Raw genomic sequence first — 15952 nt, forward strand, 5'->3', positions numbered from 1 at the left:
CCCCTCGACACAGACGGCCGCCGCGCGGGCATAACCGCGCGGCATTCGTAAACCCAGCGTAGTTCGCCGCATCCCAAGCGTTAAGGGGCATTGTTCCGGATGGCGGGATTGTGGTCCGCACGGGAGTGCGGACCAGTACGCACCGTGCACGGACGGGCCCTCGCGTGCCCCCGGGCGTGTGGCCGTGCGCCCGGCCGTGCGCTCTTCTCCGGCCAACTCGCGGACGGTTTCCTGGTCTTGCGTGGGTCGGCCCGCTGTACTGGATCCAGTGGGCTGGGGGACACCGCCACCTTCATCCCCGCGGGTGGCGGACCGGTCCGGGAGGCGGAGACCGCCTCCCGGACCGTGCGTACGCCCGGAGCGCCGCGCGGGCCGCGAGCCCCTACGGAGCGTGCTCGTCTCTCGCGCCCCGTTCGGTATTTGGCTGAAAATCGTCCCGCAGCGAGGTGGGAGATTTCTGCTCCGACCACGCAACTTAGGGGCGTGAAGGGCGTTTTGGGGAGCGCATCGGGGGCGCATTCGCGTCGCGCCCTGCCTGGTGGGCACCCGTACGCGCCCCGGAACGCGGTCGCCGTCCGGCCGTCAACCTCGTTTTACTCCCGCCGTCACGGGCGGTGTCACCACACCTCTCCCACGCGTTCTTCGTGGCAGCATGGGGACCGGTTCGATCGGTGCACTGGTTGTCCACGGGCTGTGGAGGCACGATGCGGTGGTTGGTGGGGTGGAGCAGCGCCGCCGCGGGCGCGGCCGGGCCCGGCTCCGCCGGCTCGCCGGGCTACGACGGCGAGACCCTGCACCCGGTCGGCTCCCAGCTCCTGTGGGGCGACCCCGATCCGCTGTGGGCCGTCGGCGACTGGCGTCCGGACGAGGTGCGCGTGGTCAAGGCCGACGAGCAGAACCGGATCGCGGTCCTCGGCATCTGCGGCGCCTCCGACGAGGAGCTGCGGCGCGGTCTGTTCACCGCGCGCGGGGGCGCGCTGCGCCATCTGACGGGCTGGCCCGGCAGCTACACCGCCGTCGTCCAGGTCGGCCGCCGCGTCACCGTCTGCGGCGATCTCGCGGGCGCCCGCCCGGTGTTCCACACCCCGTGGGCGGGCGGTACGGCGTACGCCACGGCCGCGCTGCCGCTGGCCGACCTCATCGAGGCCAACCTGGACTTCGGCCACCTGGCCGCCCTGCTCGCCGCCCCGGACGTCCCGGCCGCGCTGCGCGACACCACCCCGTACGAAGGGGTGCGGCGCATTCCGCCGGGGCACGCGCTGGTGCTGCGCGCGGGGGCGCGCGAGATCGCCGGGTACGACCCCGTCTCCTCGCTCGCCGTGTCCGCGGCCCCGGCCGACCCCGACCGCGCGGTGGACGCGGTGCGCGACGCCCTGGTGGAGGCGGTGCGCACCCGGCTGTCGGCGCCGCGGCACGTGCCGGACCTCGATCCGGGCCCCGTACCCGGGATGGGTCCCGCCGAGCGGCGCGCCCGGCGCGGGATGCCGGTGCCGGGGATCGGCGCGGACCTGTCCGGCGGCCCGGCCTCCGCCACGCTCGCGCTGCTCGCCGCGGGGCTGCCCGGCCGTCCCGGCACCCTGCTCGGACACGGCGCGGGCGAGCGCCTGCTGGCCGTCACCTTCAACGACCTCGCCGTCGGCGGCCGCGAGGCGGAGGTGCAGCGCGCGGGCGCGCTCGCGGCCGACCCCCGGCTGCACCACGTGGTGGTGACCGGCGGCGAGGAGACCCTGCCCTACGCCGACCTCGACGGCCCCCTCACCGACGAGCCCGGACCCTCGCTGGTCACGGCGGGGCGCCACCGGGCGCGGCTGGCCGCGGGCAGCGCGGACCACTTCACCGGGCACGGCGCGCGGCAGGTCCTCGACGCGCACCCCGCCCGGCTCGCCGACCTCCTGATGGACCGCAGGCGACGTCACCTGGTCCGGCCCGTCGCCGCGCTCGCGCGGGTGGACGGCTCGGTGCTGGTCCCGGCGCGGGTGTACGGCGCGGCCCGGCGGCTGGCCCGCACGCCGTACCGGGCGGGCGTCGAGGCGCTCGCCGAGCGGCTGATGCGGCGCCGGTTCGAGGAGCCGAAGGGGGCGGTGGGGGCGTCCCTCGCCGCGCTGACCTGGGCGGCGCCGGGGCCGGCCGCCCGGTGGCTGACGGGGGAGGCACTGGCTGAAGTATCGGTTCTGCTCGGGGGTGAGGCGGATCGGGCGGGTACGGGGGTGCAGCGGCCCGGTGACCATCGGGCGCGGGCGGCGCTCGCCCGGTACGCGGCGGACCTGCGCGTTCTGGAGCAGTCCGCGGAGGTCCGGTCGCAGCGGCTGCACGCGCCCTTCCTCGACAACCAGGTGGTCCGGGCGTGCCGCGAACTGCCGGAGGCGCTGCGGGTGCGGCCCGGTGCGCGGGCGGCGATCCTGCGCACGGTCCTGGAAGGCACCGGCATCACCGACCTGCCCCCCGGCTGGGGCACGCCGTCCCACGCGTCCTCCGCGGCGGCCACCCGGGCGGGCCTGCGCCTGTCCGCGGACCCGCTGCTCGACCTCTTCGCCAGCCCGCTGCTGGCGGACGCGGGGCTGGTGGAGGCGCGGGTGGTCCGCAAGGCGCTCCGCGCGGCGGCCTCCGGCGGTGCGGCGGTGGACGGCCTCGCGGATCTCGTCTCCCTCGAACTGTGGCTCCACCGGCTGCTCTCCCGCCGGGGCACGTGCTGGACGGGGACGCCGGCGCGGTCGCGGGCGGTGCCGGCGGGGGTCCAGCCGCGAAGGGACGCGTTGGCTTCCGGGGCGTGAGGGTTCGGTGGGTGTGTCAGGGGCGGGGGTGCGTGGTGGTGTGGTGATCGCGGGTCCGTCGAGGCGGGTCGGGTGGTTGTCGTGTCCGTGGGGGCTGGTGCGGGGTCGGCGGTGCGGTATCGCTGTGCCGGTCGCGGGCGGTCGTGCCGGCGGGGCCCGGCGGGCGGGCGCCGGGGGGTAGCCCCTCGGGAGAGGCTCCCCGCCGACGCGGGCAGGTGAGTGACCCCCGCCGCCGGGCACCGGCGTCCAGCGAGCGGCCCGTGCCGAAACCAGCGTGCCCCGCACCGGGCACCCGGCGACAATGACCCGGTGCGGTACAGAATTCTCGGCATCACCCAGGCGGCGGACGCCCACGGCAACCCCCGTCACCTCACCGCCCCCCGCCTCCGCACCCTCCTCGCCGCCCTGGCCCTCAGGCCCGGCCGCACCACCACCCCCGAGACCCTGATCGCCGAGATCTGGGCCGACGCACCGCCCCAGGACGCCCCCGCCGCGCTCCAGGCACTCGTCGGCCGGCTCCGCCGTGGCCTCGGCAAGGACGCCGTCGGCTCGGCCCCCGGCGGGTACCGGCTCGAAGCCACCGAGGACGACGTGGACCTGTACGTCTTCGGACGGCTCACCCGCACCGGCACCAAGGCCCTCGCCGACGGCGACCCCGCCACCGCCCACCGCGCCCTCACCGCCGCCCTCGCCCTCTGGCGCGGCCCGGCCCTCGCCGACCTCCCCGACCGTACCGCCGCCACCCGCCCCGAGGCCCTGCGCCTGGAGGCGACCCGCGCCCGCGCCGCCGCCGCGCTGGAACTGGGCCACGCCCAGGACGTCGTACCGGAGCTGAGGGAACTGACCACGGCGCATCCGTACGACGAACCGCTGCACGCCCTCCTCATCCGCGCCCTGCGCGACACCGGCCGCCCCGCCGACGCCCTCGCGGCCTACGAGTCCGCGCGCCGCACCCTCGCCGACACCCTCGGCACCGACCCCGGCGTCGAACTGAGGGAGCTGCACGCCGGGCTGCTGCGACAGGTGCACCGCCCGGCCGCGCCGCCGCCCCCCGCCCGCCGCGGCAACCTCCGCCCCCGCCTCACCTCCTTCGTCGGGCGCGAACCGGAACTCGCGGCCGTGCGCGCGGACCTGGGCAGGTCACGCCTCGTCACCCTCACCGGCCCCGGCGGCTCGGGGAAGACCCGGCTCGCCGAGGAGGCCGCCAGCGCCGTCCTCACCCCCGCCTGGCTCGCCGAACTCGCTCCGCTCGACCAGCCGGACGCCGTGCCCGGCGCCGTCGTCAGCGCGCTCGGCCTGCGCGAGACCGTGCTGCTGAGCACCGAACTGGCACCCCAGCAGACCGATCCCACCGCCCTGCTGATCGAGTACTGCGCACCCCGCGCCGAACTCCTGATCCTCGACAACTGCGAGCACGTCGTCGACGCGGCCGCCGCCCTCGCCGAGACCCTCCTCACCCACTGCCCGGGACTCACCGTCCTCGCGACCAGCCGCGAACCCCTGGGCGTCCCCGGCGAGTCGGTGCGCCCGGTCGAGCCCCTCGTCCCGGAGCAGGCGCACCGCCTCTTCGCCGAGCGCGCCAGGGCCGTGCGCCCCGACGCCGACGCGGCGCTGGGCGACACCGCCGCGGTGGCGGAGATCTGCCGCCGCCTGGACGGGCTGCCCCTCGCCATCGAACTGGCGGCGGCCCGGCTCCGGATGCTCACCCCGCGGCAGATCGCCGACCGCCTCGACGACCGCTTCCGCCTGCTCACCTCCGGCAGCCGCACCGTGCTGCCCCGCCAGCAGACCCTGCGGGCGGTGGTCGACTGGTCCTGGGACCTGCTGGACGAGCGCGAGCGCACCGTCCTGCGCGAGGTCTCCGTCTTCGCCGGCGGCTGGGACCTCGCCGCGGCCGAGGCCGTGTGCACCGGCCCGGTGGCGGACACGATCGGCGCGCTGGTCGACAAGTCCCTCGTCCTCGCCGCCCCGCAGGACGGCCCCGGCGGCATGCGCTACCGCATGCTGGAGACCATCCACGAGTACGCCGCCGAACGCGCCGCCGAGGCCCCCGGGCTGCGCGCCGCCGCCGAAGACCGCCACCTCGCCTGGGCGCGCGCCCTGGCCGAGGAGGCCGATCCGCGACTGCGCTCGGCGGACCAACTCCCCTGGATCTCCCGCCTGGAGACCGACCTGGACAACATCCGCGCCGCCCTCGACCGCGCGGTGCGCGCCGGCCGTGAGGCGGAGGCGGGCGCGCTCACCCTGGCCATGGGCTGGTTCTGGTGGCTGCGCAACTATCGCCACGAAGGGGTGGCCCGGGTGCGCCGGGTGCTGCGCCTGGGCGCCGCCCTCGACGCCGGCGGGGCCACCGACCCGGCGGCCCTCACGGCCCTGGCGGAGTCCGCCGACCACATGGCCGCCCTGCTCCGCGCCCCCGACGCCGAGACCGGCCACCCGTTGCGCGAACTCCGCATGGACCTGCGGTTGTTCGAGCTCTTCCTGACGGCGGGCGGCAGCATGGACCAGCTGGCCGCCGACGAGCGGGCCCCGCGCTACCTCGCCCTCGTACGGGCCGCCTACGAGCGTGGCGGCCCCCAGGCCGCGCGCCTCCCCGGTGTCGTCTGGCCGATGACCGCCTACTATCTGGGCGGCCCGGGGGACGTGGTCCGGGACATGGCCCCGGTGGTGGCCAACTGCCGCGAGCACGGCGGAGACTGGGAACTCGGCGCCGCGCTGATGTACCGCGCCCATGTGCTGGTCGACTCCCCGGGCAATCTGCGCGGCGTGGACGAGGACCTCGCCGAACTGCGCGTGCTCGGCCGCCGTGTCGGGGACCGCTGGATGCGGGCGCAGGTGTGCAGCGCGGCCGGCGAGGCGGCCATGGCGCGCGGCCGTTTCGCCGAGGCGCGCGAGGAGTACGAGGAGGCGCTGCGCCTCGCCTACGAGGTGGGCGCGTACGCGGAGTCGCCGTTCCTGCTGGCCCGCCTCGCCGACATCGCCTTCCGCCTCGGCGACCGGGAGACGGCGCTCGCCGCCCTGGACGAGGCGGGCACCGCCGCGGACCGGTACGCGGTCCCGGAGTCCCGCGCCTTCGTGCTGCTGATGCGGTCCTTCATCGCCCTGCGCGACGGCCGGATCGCCGAGGCCCGCGCGCACTTCGAGGCGAGCTGCCGGGCGGCCGGCCCCGAGGTGTCCCCACCGCAGTTCGCGGCCGCGCTGCGCACCGTCGAGGCGCTGCTGGTGGCCGAGGAGTCGGGCCCCGGGCACGGCTTGCCGATCCTGGCCGGGGCGCTGGACGAGGCCGTCGGCCTGCGCTGCGCCGAGTCGATCACCGGGGGCCTGGTGGACGCCGCGGCCGGTCTGCTGGCCCGGCTCGGCGACCTGCCGGGCGCGGTACGGCTGTACGAGGCCGCCGACCACTGGCGCGACGGCCGCCCGCGCAGCGAGCCCGAGCGCACCGAGGCCGCCCGGGTGCGGGCCGCCGCCCGCGCCGCCCTGCCCGCCGACCGGTACGCGGCCGAGCGGGCCCGGGGTGCGCGCCACGACGCGGCCGACGTCCTGGACGACATCCGGCGGGCTACCGGCAGGTGAACCGGGACTCCGCCCAGTCCGCCAGCGCCGTGCGGTCGAAGGAGTTGCTGTGCGGCCGCACCACGAGCCGCACGGTCGTACGACCCGTGAGGTCCACGTGGACGGGAACGGGCCGGTCCCGGCCCTTGACCATCCCGGACCGCCACAGCTCGACCCCGTCGCCGTAGACGGCGAAGGAGACCTTGCCGAGGCCGAGGGTCATGTCGTCCACACCGGCCAGCGCGTCGTAGGCGGTGCACTGCCGGTTCAGGGCGATGGTCACGGAGGACTCGCCGCGGACGGTCGCCCCCTGCGCGTATCTCCTGCCGCCGATGTCGAGGCCGTACCGCTGCCACACCCAGCTGCTGCGGCCGAGCGCGATCTCGGGCCGGGTGCCGTCGCCGGTCACGTCGTAGCGCAGCTCGCTGAGCTGGTAGACGACGGGCGGCTGCGGGGGAGCGGGCGTCGGCGTCGGTGTGGGGGTGGGAGTCGGCGCGGGCTTCGGGCCGGGTCCGGGGGGCGCGGGCTTCGGCGCCGGTTTCTGCGTGGGGGTCGGGCTCGGGGTCGGCGTGGGCGTCGGCGTGGGGACGGGGGCGGCGGGCACCACCGGCCTCGGCTCCGGCTCCGGCTTCTGCTTCGGCGGGGTGGGCTTCGGCGGGGTGGGCGCCGGGGAAGGGGTCCGCACGACGGCCGGCGGAGGCGACGACGGCTCGGCGACCTCCTTCGCCGGACGGCCGTCGTACACGAGGCCGAGGGCCACCGCGGCGGCGGCGACCGCGACGACACCCGCCGCGATGCCCGCCTTCACCGGCGCCCCGACCGCCTCCGCGGCGGCGGTGCCCGCGGCACCCGTCCCGCCGGAGGACCCGCTCGCGGCGGCGGCACCCGCGGCCCCGGCCCCCGCGCCACCGGCGACGAGGCCGAGGGCCTTGGCGTATCCGGCGGCCCCGAACCAGCCGATGACCGCGACCGGTACGACGGCGGGGATGCCACCGGCGATCTCCTCGACCTGCGCGGCCGCGAGCCGGCACCTGGCGCACTCCGCCAGGTGCTTGCGCAGTCCCCGTTCGGCGCGGACGCGCAGTTTGCGGCGGGCGTAGGTGCCGAGCCGGTCGGCGTAGCGGGCGCACTCGGCGTCGTCGGTGAGGGTGGTGCTGACGTGGGCCTGGAGGTAGGCCTGCTTCAGACCCTCGCGGGCACGGCTGGCGAGCACCCGGGTGCCGTTGGCGTCCAGGCCGAACAGGACGGCGACCTCGCTCGGGGACTCGTCCTCCACCTCGGTGTGCCACAGCACGGCCTGCCAGCGCTCGGGCAGCGAACGGAAGGCCCGCACGGCCATGGACTGCTCGGCCTCGTGCAACGCCCGTACGTCGGCGCCGAGGCCGAGGGCGCCGTCGTCGGCCACCTCGAAGGCGCGGGCGGCCTGCTGGGCGAAGGCGGCGAAGTCGTCGACGAGCTGCTCGCGCCGCGCCGACCTGACCCAGTGCGCGGCGACGCGTCGTACCGAGGTCAGCAGGTAGGCCCGTACGGCGTGCTCCGGTCCGGAACCGCCGCGCACGGCCTGGAGCATCCGGGCGAAGACCTCGGCGGTGAGGTCGTCGGCGGTGTGCGCGTCCCGGCAGCAGGTCCGCGCGTACCGGCGCACCGCGTCGGCATGCCGCCGGTACAGCTCCTCGTACGCGGAGTCGTCCCCGCCCCGCATCCGCTCGATCAGCTCGGCGTCGTCGGCCGGCACGCCCCGCTGAGCCGGGACGTGCCTGCGGCTCTGGCCCGGCACCTGCGCACCGGCCCCCTCGTCCTCGCGCGCCCCGTCAGCACTCATCGTGGAACGCCCCCGCCCGGCCCGACATCACGACCACAGCGTCCCACATCGTCATTTCTTCAACGACCCCCTCCACCTCCTGTCACTCGTCCGAGGGGAATCGCCTCCGGGGATCGCTCCGCGTGCCGGCGGTGCCTGGAGAAGACCACCCGCGTCACCGGCGCGAAGGTCGCGCGGGTGACGCGGGTGGGTGGCGGGAACCCCGCCGGGAGCGCGATCAGCCGACCGCGGGGCGGGAGCGCAGACCCTCCAGCAGGATGTCCAGCAGCCGCGCCGACGCCGCCGCCTGCTGCGCGGCATCCGGCAGGGACGGTGCCGCCGTGGCGATCACCAGCAGCACGTCGGACACGGACACATCCGCCCGCAACGCGCCTGCCGACCGCGCCCGCTCCACCAACTGCCCCACGACCGCGAGCAGTTCGCCCGACCCGGCGTCGTCCGAGGTCGCGGAACCCGGCCCCACGAGCCGCAGTTCACCGCCGCCGGACTGCACCCGCTGATGCGGTACCCGGGCCTCCCCGACCACGGTGTCCACGCCGCCGGCCGCATCGGCGGAGTCCTCCGCGGGGCCGACCCGCAGCACCTGCGGCGGCAGCAGACGTCCCGCCCCGGAGGCGACCGACGTCCGCAGGAACCGCGACAGCGCCGACCACGGCTCGTCCTCCTGCCCGAGTGCCGCCCGCGCCTGGTCGGTGAGCCGCGCCGTCTCCTCCTCGGCTATCCGCCGGACCAGCACGTCCTTGCTGGGAAAGCGCCGGTACACGGTGCCGACACCGACCCGCGCGCGCCGCGCCACGTCCTCCATCGGCGCGCCGTACCCCAGCTCGCCGAACACCTCGCGCGCCGCGCGCAGCACGTGCTCCAGGTTGCGCTGCGCGTCCACCCGCAGCGGCGTCGTACGCGCCTCGTCCGCACGCCCGTTCGCCGCAGCGACCGCCGGCACCGTCGATCCTCCGGCCGCCATCGTGGTGGCGGCCGACCAGTGGGTGTCCTGAATATGCATGTGTTTCCCCCGGTACATGACGTCTCCCCCCGGAGACACTCCCCGTCACTGATGCCGGGGTGCGCGATGGCACCGATCGCCGCGGCCCCGCCCGTCGCAGAGCTCGTGCGACCACATCCCCTACACCCCGTCGACACGAACATAGTTGAGAGGCAGTCAATTCAGAAGGGGCAGGTTCCGCACACTGCGCCCCCCGATCGGAGTACGAGACATACACGTCCCGGTTCCGGGCGCGTACGCCCGCGCGTCCGCCCCCGCTGACCTGCCACCTTTCCCCGCGCCCGGCCACCGCGCCGGTACGGCCGCACATCAGGCCGCCGGTCACACAAATTGCCGGGCCTGTGGACAAACCACTGCGCCGGGTGCGTCATGGGATGGTGAAGGAACGTGCGCGCATTCTGGTTGTCGGCGGCGGCTACGTCGGGATGTACACGGCCCTGCGCCTCCAGCGGAAGCTGAAGGCCGAGCTGAGGCGCGGTGAGGTCGAGATCACCGTCGTCACACCCGACCCCTACATGACCTACCAGCCCTTCCTGCCCGAGGCGGCCGCGGGCTCGATCTCACCCCGCCACGTCGTCGTGCCGCTGCGCCGCGTCCTCGGCCACTGCCACGTGGTCATCGGCGAGGCCACCTCCATCGACCACGCCGCGCGCACCGCCACCGTCACCACCCTCGCCTCCGCCGACGCGGGCCGCGCCGAACTCCTCGGCTACGACGAACTGGTGCTCGCCCCCGGCTCGGTCGCCCGCGCCCTGCCCGTCCCCGGCCTCGCCGAGTACGGCATCGGCTTCAAGACCGTCGAGGAGGCCATCGGGCTGCGCAACCACGTCATCGAGCAGATGGACATCGCCTCCTCCACCCGCGACCCCGCGATCCGCGACGCCGCCCTCACCTTCGTCTTCGTCGGCGGCGGCTACGCGGGCGTCGAAGCCCTCGGCGAACTGGAGGACATGGCGCGCTACGCCGCCCGCTACTACCACAACGTCCGTGCCGAGGACATGAAATGGATCCTCGTGGAGGCGAGCGACCGCATCCTGCCCGAGGTCGGCGCCGACATGGGCCGCTACACCGTCACCCAGCTGCGCCGCCGCAACATCCAGGTGCTCCTCGGCACCCGCCTGGAGTCCTGCGCCGGCCGGGTCGCCGTGCTCAGCGACGGCCAGCGCTTCCCGACCCGTACGGTCGTCTGGACCGCCGGCGTCCGGCCGCACCCGCTGCTCGCCGCCACCGACCTGCCGCTCACCGACCGCGGCAGGCTGAGGTGCACCGCCCAGCTGACCGTCGAGGGCACCGCGCACGCCTGGGGGGCGGGCGACGCCGCGGCCGTCCCGGACGTCACCGCCGCCGAACCCGGCACCCTCACCGCGCCCAACGCCCAGCACGCCGTGCGCCAGGCCCGAGTCCTCGGCGACAACCTTGTCCACGCCCTGCGCGGCGAGCCCCTGGAGACCTACGCGCACGCGTACACCGGTTCCGTCGCCTCCCTCGGCCTGCACAAGGGCGTCGCGCAGGTCCGCGGGCGCCGGCTGAAGGGCTACCCTGCCTGGTTCATGCACCGCGTCTACCACCTCAGCAGGGTGCCCACCGTCAACCGCAAGGCCCGCGTGCTCGCCGAATGGATCCTCTCCGGACTGTTCAAACGGGAGATCGTCTCGCTCGGTTCACTCGAACACCCGCGCGCGGAGTTCGAACTCGCGGCCGGGGGAAAGCATCTTGACGACCCGAAGGGGTCGTCCTGACCGGAACCAGGAACTGCACCGCCCGCCCCACCGTCTGACGGATGTCGCCCGCCGCGGCCGGCTCCCTGCCAGACTGCCCCACGACATCGGACGGGCACCCGCCCGCCCTCGCACCCACGAGGCCTTCCCCACAGTGAACTTCACGCGCTGGAGCGCCCGGCTCCCCGGAACGCAGCGCCGCGCCGCCGCGCGGACCGAGACCCCGGTCCCATCGGACCGGCGAGGGGAAGGCTCCGTGCCCGCGGCCCGCGCCGGGGGCCCCGCCGGCGGCTCCGGCCCGGTGCCCGCCGTCGACGAACTGCCCGCCCGCGACGTCCTCGACCGCGTCCCGGCCCTCGTCGCCCTGGTGCACGGCCCCGACCACCGCGTCGCCTACGTCAACGACGCCTACACGACGGCGTTCGGCGCCCGCGACACCGGAGCCCCCGCCCGCGAGGCCCTGCCCGAACTCGCCGAACTGGGCCTGCTCCCGCTCCTCGACCAGGTGCTGCGCAGCGGCCGCCCCCGCACCCTGAAGTCCCGCCGCGCGGTCGACGGCCGCTCCTACACGTTCACCTGCACCCCCGTCGCCGAGGACGGCGGCGACGGCGCGGTCCTCGTCTTCGCCACCGACGTCACCGACCACGCGGAGGCCGCCGAACGGCTGCGCGCCAGCGAACGCCGCCAGCGCGAGACCGCCGTCACCCTCCAGCGCTCCCTGCTCCCGCAGGACCTGGAACAACCCGACGACCTGCGCATCGCCGCCACCTACCAGCCCGGCGGCACCGAGGCCGCGGTCGGCGGCGACTGGTACGACGTGATCACCCTCGGCGGCGGCCGCACCGCCCTCGTCATCGGCGACGTCATGGGCCGGGGCGTGCGCGCCGCCGCGGTCATGGGCCAGCTGCGCACCGGCGCGCGCGCCTACGCCCGCCTCGACCTGCCCCCGCACGAGGTGCTCCAGCTCCTCGACGGCCTCGCCACCGAGATCGACCCCAACCAGATCGCCACCTGCGTCTACGCCGTCCACGACCCGAACGAGGGCCGGCTGGTGTACGCCTCCGCCGGGCATCTGCCGATCCTGGTCCGCGACGAGAACGGCACGGTCTCCCGCGCCGACGAACCCACCGGCCCGCCGCTCGGCACCGGGGGCTGGATGCACTCCTCGGGCTCGATCGCGCTGGCCCCCGGCTCCACGGCGGTCCTCTACACCGACGGCCTGGTGGAGCGCAGGAACGAGGACCTGGACGAGGGCATCGCCGCCCTGGAACGCGCCCTGGCCGGTGCCACCGGCTCCCCCCAGGTCGTCTGCGACCGCCTGGTCCGCTCGGCCGGGGTCACCGCCGACCATGACGACGACGTGGCCGTCCTGGTCCTCCAGCACCCCGCGCGTACGGGCCCCGACGGGGAGCTGTTCCGCAACGCGGCCCTGGAACTCCTCGGCGGCGTCGAGGCCGCCCCGCGCGCCCGCGCCTTCGCCTCCGGCGTCCTCACCAGCTGGCGCTTCCCCGCCGAACTGCACGACCTCGGCGTCCTCGCCACCAGCGAGCTCGTCGCCAACAGCCTTCAGCACGGCACCCCGCCCATGCGCCTGAGGCTGCGCCGCACCGACCGCCGCCTCATCGTGGAGGTCACCGACGGCGACGACCACCTCCCGCGGCGCCGCCGCGCCGAGCCGGCCGACGAGTCCGGCCGGGGCATCGCCATCGTCGCCACCATCGCCTCCACCTGGGGCTGCCGCCGCACGCCGGACGGCGGGAAAGCGGTCTGGTGCGAGTTCCTGCTGCCCAAACCGAGACCCTGAGCAGCGATCACGGGTTGGCCTGCGCCCCACTTCCGGTGTTACAAGCACACCTATGGCAGACACGCGCAGCGCCGAAGGCCCCGAGGCGTACGACACCCACAGTGCCCCGGTCATGGCGCCCTTCGTGGCCGCGCTGCTGGACGCGGTGCACCCCGGTCCGGGCGAGGCCGTGCTCGACCTCGCCTGCGGCACCGGCTTCGCCGCCCGCGCGGCCGCCGCCCTGGTCGGACCCACGGGGCTGGTCCGAGGGGCCGACATCGACGAGGGCATGATCCGTGTCGCGCGCGCCCGCGGGCCCCGCATCGACTTCACCGCGACGCCCGCCGACCGCCTCCCCTACGACACCGCCACCTTCGACGCGGTCGTCTGCCAGCAGGGCGCCCAGTTCTTCCCCGACCTGGCCGCCGCGTTCACCGAGGCGGCCCGGGTCACCCGCCCCGGCGGCCGCTTCGCCGCCACCGTCTGGGCCCCGCTCGACCGCCAGCCCTACTTCCTCGCCCACGAGCGCGCCCTGCGGACCTACGCCCCCGACGCGCTGCCCTACTTCCTCCGGGCCTACGTCCGCACCGCCGAGGACCTCACGACTGCCCTGCGGACGGCCGGCTACCGCGACGTCACCCACCGCGAACTGACCTGCGACATCACCCTGCCGCCGTTGGACGAGTACGCCGAAGCCCACCTGAGAGCGCTGTGGGGCGGCCTGATCACGGAATCCGGCGGCGCACAGGCCCTCACCGGGGCCGCCCGCCTCGTCCGCGACCGACTGGCCGCCCACACCGCCCCCGACGGGACGGCGACGCTTCCCTTCACGGTGCTGCTGGTCACCGCCACCCGCTGAACGGCTCCTCGCGTCACGCCTCGGCGGGCACCGACTCCACGGGCGCGCCGCCCCGGCTGACCACGCGGCTGCCGCGCGCCGACCACGGCTGGTCCTGCACCGCGGTGAGCCGCCGCCCGAGCCGCAGCGCCAGATACGTGATGCCCAGCGAGAACAGCACGAAGGTCACGATGTACGGCGCGTGCAGCGAGGCCCCGAGGGGACCGCCCACCGCCGGACCGACGGCCAGCGCCAGCTGCTTGACCAGCGCGAACGCCGAGTTGTACTGACCGGCGAGACCCTCCGGCGCCAGATCGGCGACCAGCGGGGCGACCGTCGGCGACAGCATCGCCTCACCGAGACCGAACAGCGCGTACGTCGACACGAACGCGGCCGTCGCCATCTCCTGGCTGCCGTGCCCGAGCCCCGCGTATCCCGCGGCCAGCCACGCCACCGCCCAGACCAGGCCCACCAGGGCGATCACCCGGGTACGCCGGGCGCGCTCCACGAACTTCAGCACGGCGAACTGGGCGACCACGATCATCAGCGTGTTCGCGGCCAGGGCCGTACCCAGCGTGGACGTGGATATCCCGGCCGCCTCCACGCCGTACGCGCTGAGACCCGACTCGAACTGGCCGTAGCAGGCGAAGAACAGCACGAAGCCCAGCACGCACAGCTGCACCATCGCCCGATTGCCCAGCAGCCGCTTCCAGCTGCCCTTCGCGGACGCGGGCGCGGCCTCCAGACGGGGGGAGTGCGGAATCCGCACGGTGGCCATCACGGCGACCAGCAGCAGGAACATCGCCGCCTCGATCGCGAACAGCAGGGTGAACGACGACACGCGCGTGGTGTCGACCAGGCGGCCGCCGATGAGGCCGCCGATGCCGAGGCCCAGGTTCTGCAGGAAGAACTGCATCGCGAACGCCCGCGACCGGGTGTCGGCGCTGGAGCAGTCCACGATCATCGTGGCCAGCGCCGGCTGCATCACGGCCTGCCCGGCACCGAGCACCGCGGCGGCGGGCAGGACGGACCACGCGCTGCCCGCGAGCCCCAGGCTCAGCGCGCCGAGCGCGGCGGTGACCAGGGCGGCGAGCAGGACCGGCAGCGGGCCGCGCCGCACGATCGCCCGGCCGGCGAGCGGCAGCACGATCAGCGCGGCCACGGCGAACACGGTGAGCACGAGTCCCGCCGTCATGGCCCCCAGGCCCCGGACCTGCGCCACGTAGACGTACAGGTACGGAACCGTGAAGCCGAGCCCGAATGCGCTGAGTGCGTTGCCCACGTGGATCCGGCGCATCGCCGCGCCCATCGCCCTGGTCACGTTCACCTCTCTCACTAGTTAGGAGTGAAGACTTCAAAGCTAAAGTTCGAAGCTAAAGAGTACACAGTGAAGGACTTCAAGGCAAAGCGGGTGCGTGCCATACTCGGCCCATGGCCGACACCGCCGGCGTCACCGAGCCGACCCTCGAAGAGCAGATCGCCGCCTACCAGCGCGAGTTCCAGGACCTCGACCCGCAGGTCGAGAAGATCGTGTCGGCCCTGTCCCGGCTCAACCGCCGGATGAACGTGGCGTACGGCCGCCAGACCGCCGCCCTCGGCATCAGCAACGCCGAGTGGGAGGTGCTCAAGGCGCTGGTCCTCTCCGGCGCCCCGTACCGGATGGGTCCCGGCGACCTCGCCAAGCGCCTCGGCCTCACCCCGGCCGCCATGACCCACCGGATCGACCGCATGGTCGCCGAGGGCCTGGTCACCCGGGAGCGCGACGAGTCCAACCGGGTGCGGGTCATCATCGAGCTGACGCCCGAGGGCCGGGAGAAGTGGCTGGAGGCCATGCGCCTCGCGACCGTCTTCGAGGAGGACCTGCTCCAGGACCTGACCCCGGCCGAGCGCTCGGTGCTCGGGGAGGTCCTCACCACGCTGCTGCGCAGGGTGGAGCACGCCCAGCCGGACGCCGGCGGCCGCCTCAGCGACCTCGACTGACGCCCTCGAAAAGATCTTGACAGGCACGGTTGACACACCTCTGCCGGTTCCGTAGAGTTCTTCGGGTTGCCGCGGAGCCGTAACGTCTTCGCGGTGGCACCTCAGCCGCTTCGAGCGGCACCCCTCACACCACAAGCACGATCTCCCTCTCGGGTTGATTTCGGCGTGCCCGAATTCAATTCGAAAAGGGATTCGGCGGACCGATTGGGAATCGCCGGACGCATCCGCTAAGGTTTGAGACGTCGGAACGGCCCAACGGTCGGGAAGGCAAACCCCCCTGACTGGGAGTCAGACGCCGAAAGGATCTGATAGAGTCGGAACCGCCGGAAAGGGAAACGCGAAAGCGGGAACCTGGAAAGCGCCGAGGAAATCGGATCGGAAAGATCTGATAGAGTCGGAAACACCGAAGGGAAGCCCGGAGGAAAGCCCGAGAGGGTGAGTACAAAGGAAGCGACCGTTCCTTGAGAACTCAACAGCGTGCCAAA

At 74.8% G+C, this 15952-nt stretch carries 9 protein-coding genes; 6 read left to right on the forward strand and 3 right to left on the reverse strand.

The features are described 5' to 3' along the window. Window positions 1-704: 704 nt before the first annotated feature. Window positions 705-2771, forward strand: a complete 2067-nt coding sequence (locus QSK45_RS37595; protein WP_285563450.1) for an asparagine synthase-related protein — start codon at window positions 705-707, stop codon at window positions 2769-2771. A 309-nt stretch (window positions 2772-3080) separates the two neighbouring features. Beyond that, a complete protein-coding gene (locus tag QSK45_RS37600) occupies window positions 3081-6344 on the forward strand; it encodes an ATP-binding protein (protein ID WP_285563451.1) in 3264 nt (1087 codons plus the stop codon). Here the strand turns inward: QSK45_RS37600 and QSK45_RS37605 are convergent. Together QSK45_RS37605 and QSK45_RS37610 are read right to left on the reverse strand one after the other, a co-directional pair. After that, the gene (locus QSK45_RS37605; RefSeq protein ID WP_490993674.1) at window positions 6331-8145 is read right to left on the reverse strand and encodes a sigma-70 family RNA polymerase sigma factor; all 1815 of its coding nucleotides are present in this window, start codon (window positions 8143-8145) and stop codon (window positions 6331-6333) included. The genes QSK45_RS37600 and QSK45_RS37605 overlap by 14 nt on opposite strands. Before the next feature lie 217 nt (window positions 8146-8362). After that, window positions 8363-9148, reverse strand: coding sequence for a TetR/AcrR family transcriptional regulator (locus QSK45_RS37610; protein WP_285563452.1), 786 nt, complete (start codon window positions 9146-9148; stop codon window positions 8363-8365). Window positions 9149-9522: 374 nt separating this feature from the next. On the opposite strand from QSK45_RS37610, the gene QSK45_RS37615 reads away from it, so the two are divergent. From QSK45_RS37615 to QSK45_RS37625, 3 genes are all read left to right on the forward strand, one after another. Further along, entirely contained in the window at window positions 9523-10887 is a 1365-nt protein-coding gene (locus QSK45_RS37615; protein ID WP_285563453.1) for an NAD(P)/FAD-dependent oxidoreductase, read from the forward strand. A 133-nt stretch (window positions 10888-11020) separates the two neighbouring features. Beyond that, on the forward strand, window positions 11021-12670 hold the full coding sequence (locus tag QSK45_RS37620; RefSeq protein ID WP_285563454.1) for an ATP-binding SpoIIE family protein phosphatase: 1650 nt from the start codon (window positions 11021-11023) through the stop codon (window positions 12668-12670). A gap of 52 nt (window positions 12671-12722) precedes the next feature. Then, window positions 12723-13508, forward strand: a complete 786-nt coding sequence (locus tag QSK45_RS37625; RefSeq protein ID WP_285563455.1) for a class I SAM-dependent methyltransferase — start codon at window positions 12723-12725, stop codon at window positions 13506-13508. A 13-nt stretch (window positions 13509-13521) separates the two neighbouring features. Here the strand turns inward: QSK45_RS37625 and QSK45_RS37630 are convergent, their stop codons facing one another. Beyond that, on the reverse strand, window positions 13522-14796 hold the full coding sequence (locus tag QSK45_RS37630; RefSeq protein ID WP_285563460.1) for an MFS transporter: 1275 nt from the start codon (window positions 14794-14796) through the stop codon (window positions 13522-13524). 122 nt (window positions 14797-14918) lie between these two features. On the opposite strand from QSK45_RS37630, the gene QSK45_RS37635 reads away from it, so the two are divergent. After that, complete coding sequence (locus QSK45_RS37635) at window positions 14919-15467, forward strand: MarR family winged helix-turn-helix transcriptional regulator (RefSeq protein ID WP_285563456.1); 549 nt, start codon at window positions 14919-14921, stop codon at window positions 15465-15467. Window positions 15468-15952 lie beyond the last annotated feature (485 nt).

It is taken from the genome of Streptomyces hygroscopicus subsp. hygroscopicus (assembly GCF_030269125.1).
GTDB classification, from domain to species: Bacteria; Actinomycetota; Actinomycetes; order Streptomycetales; family Streptomycetaceae; genus Streptomyces; species Streptomyces hygroscopicus_C.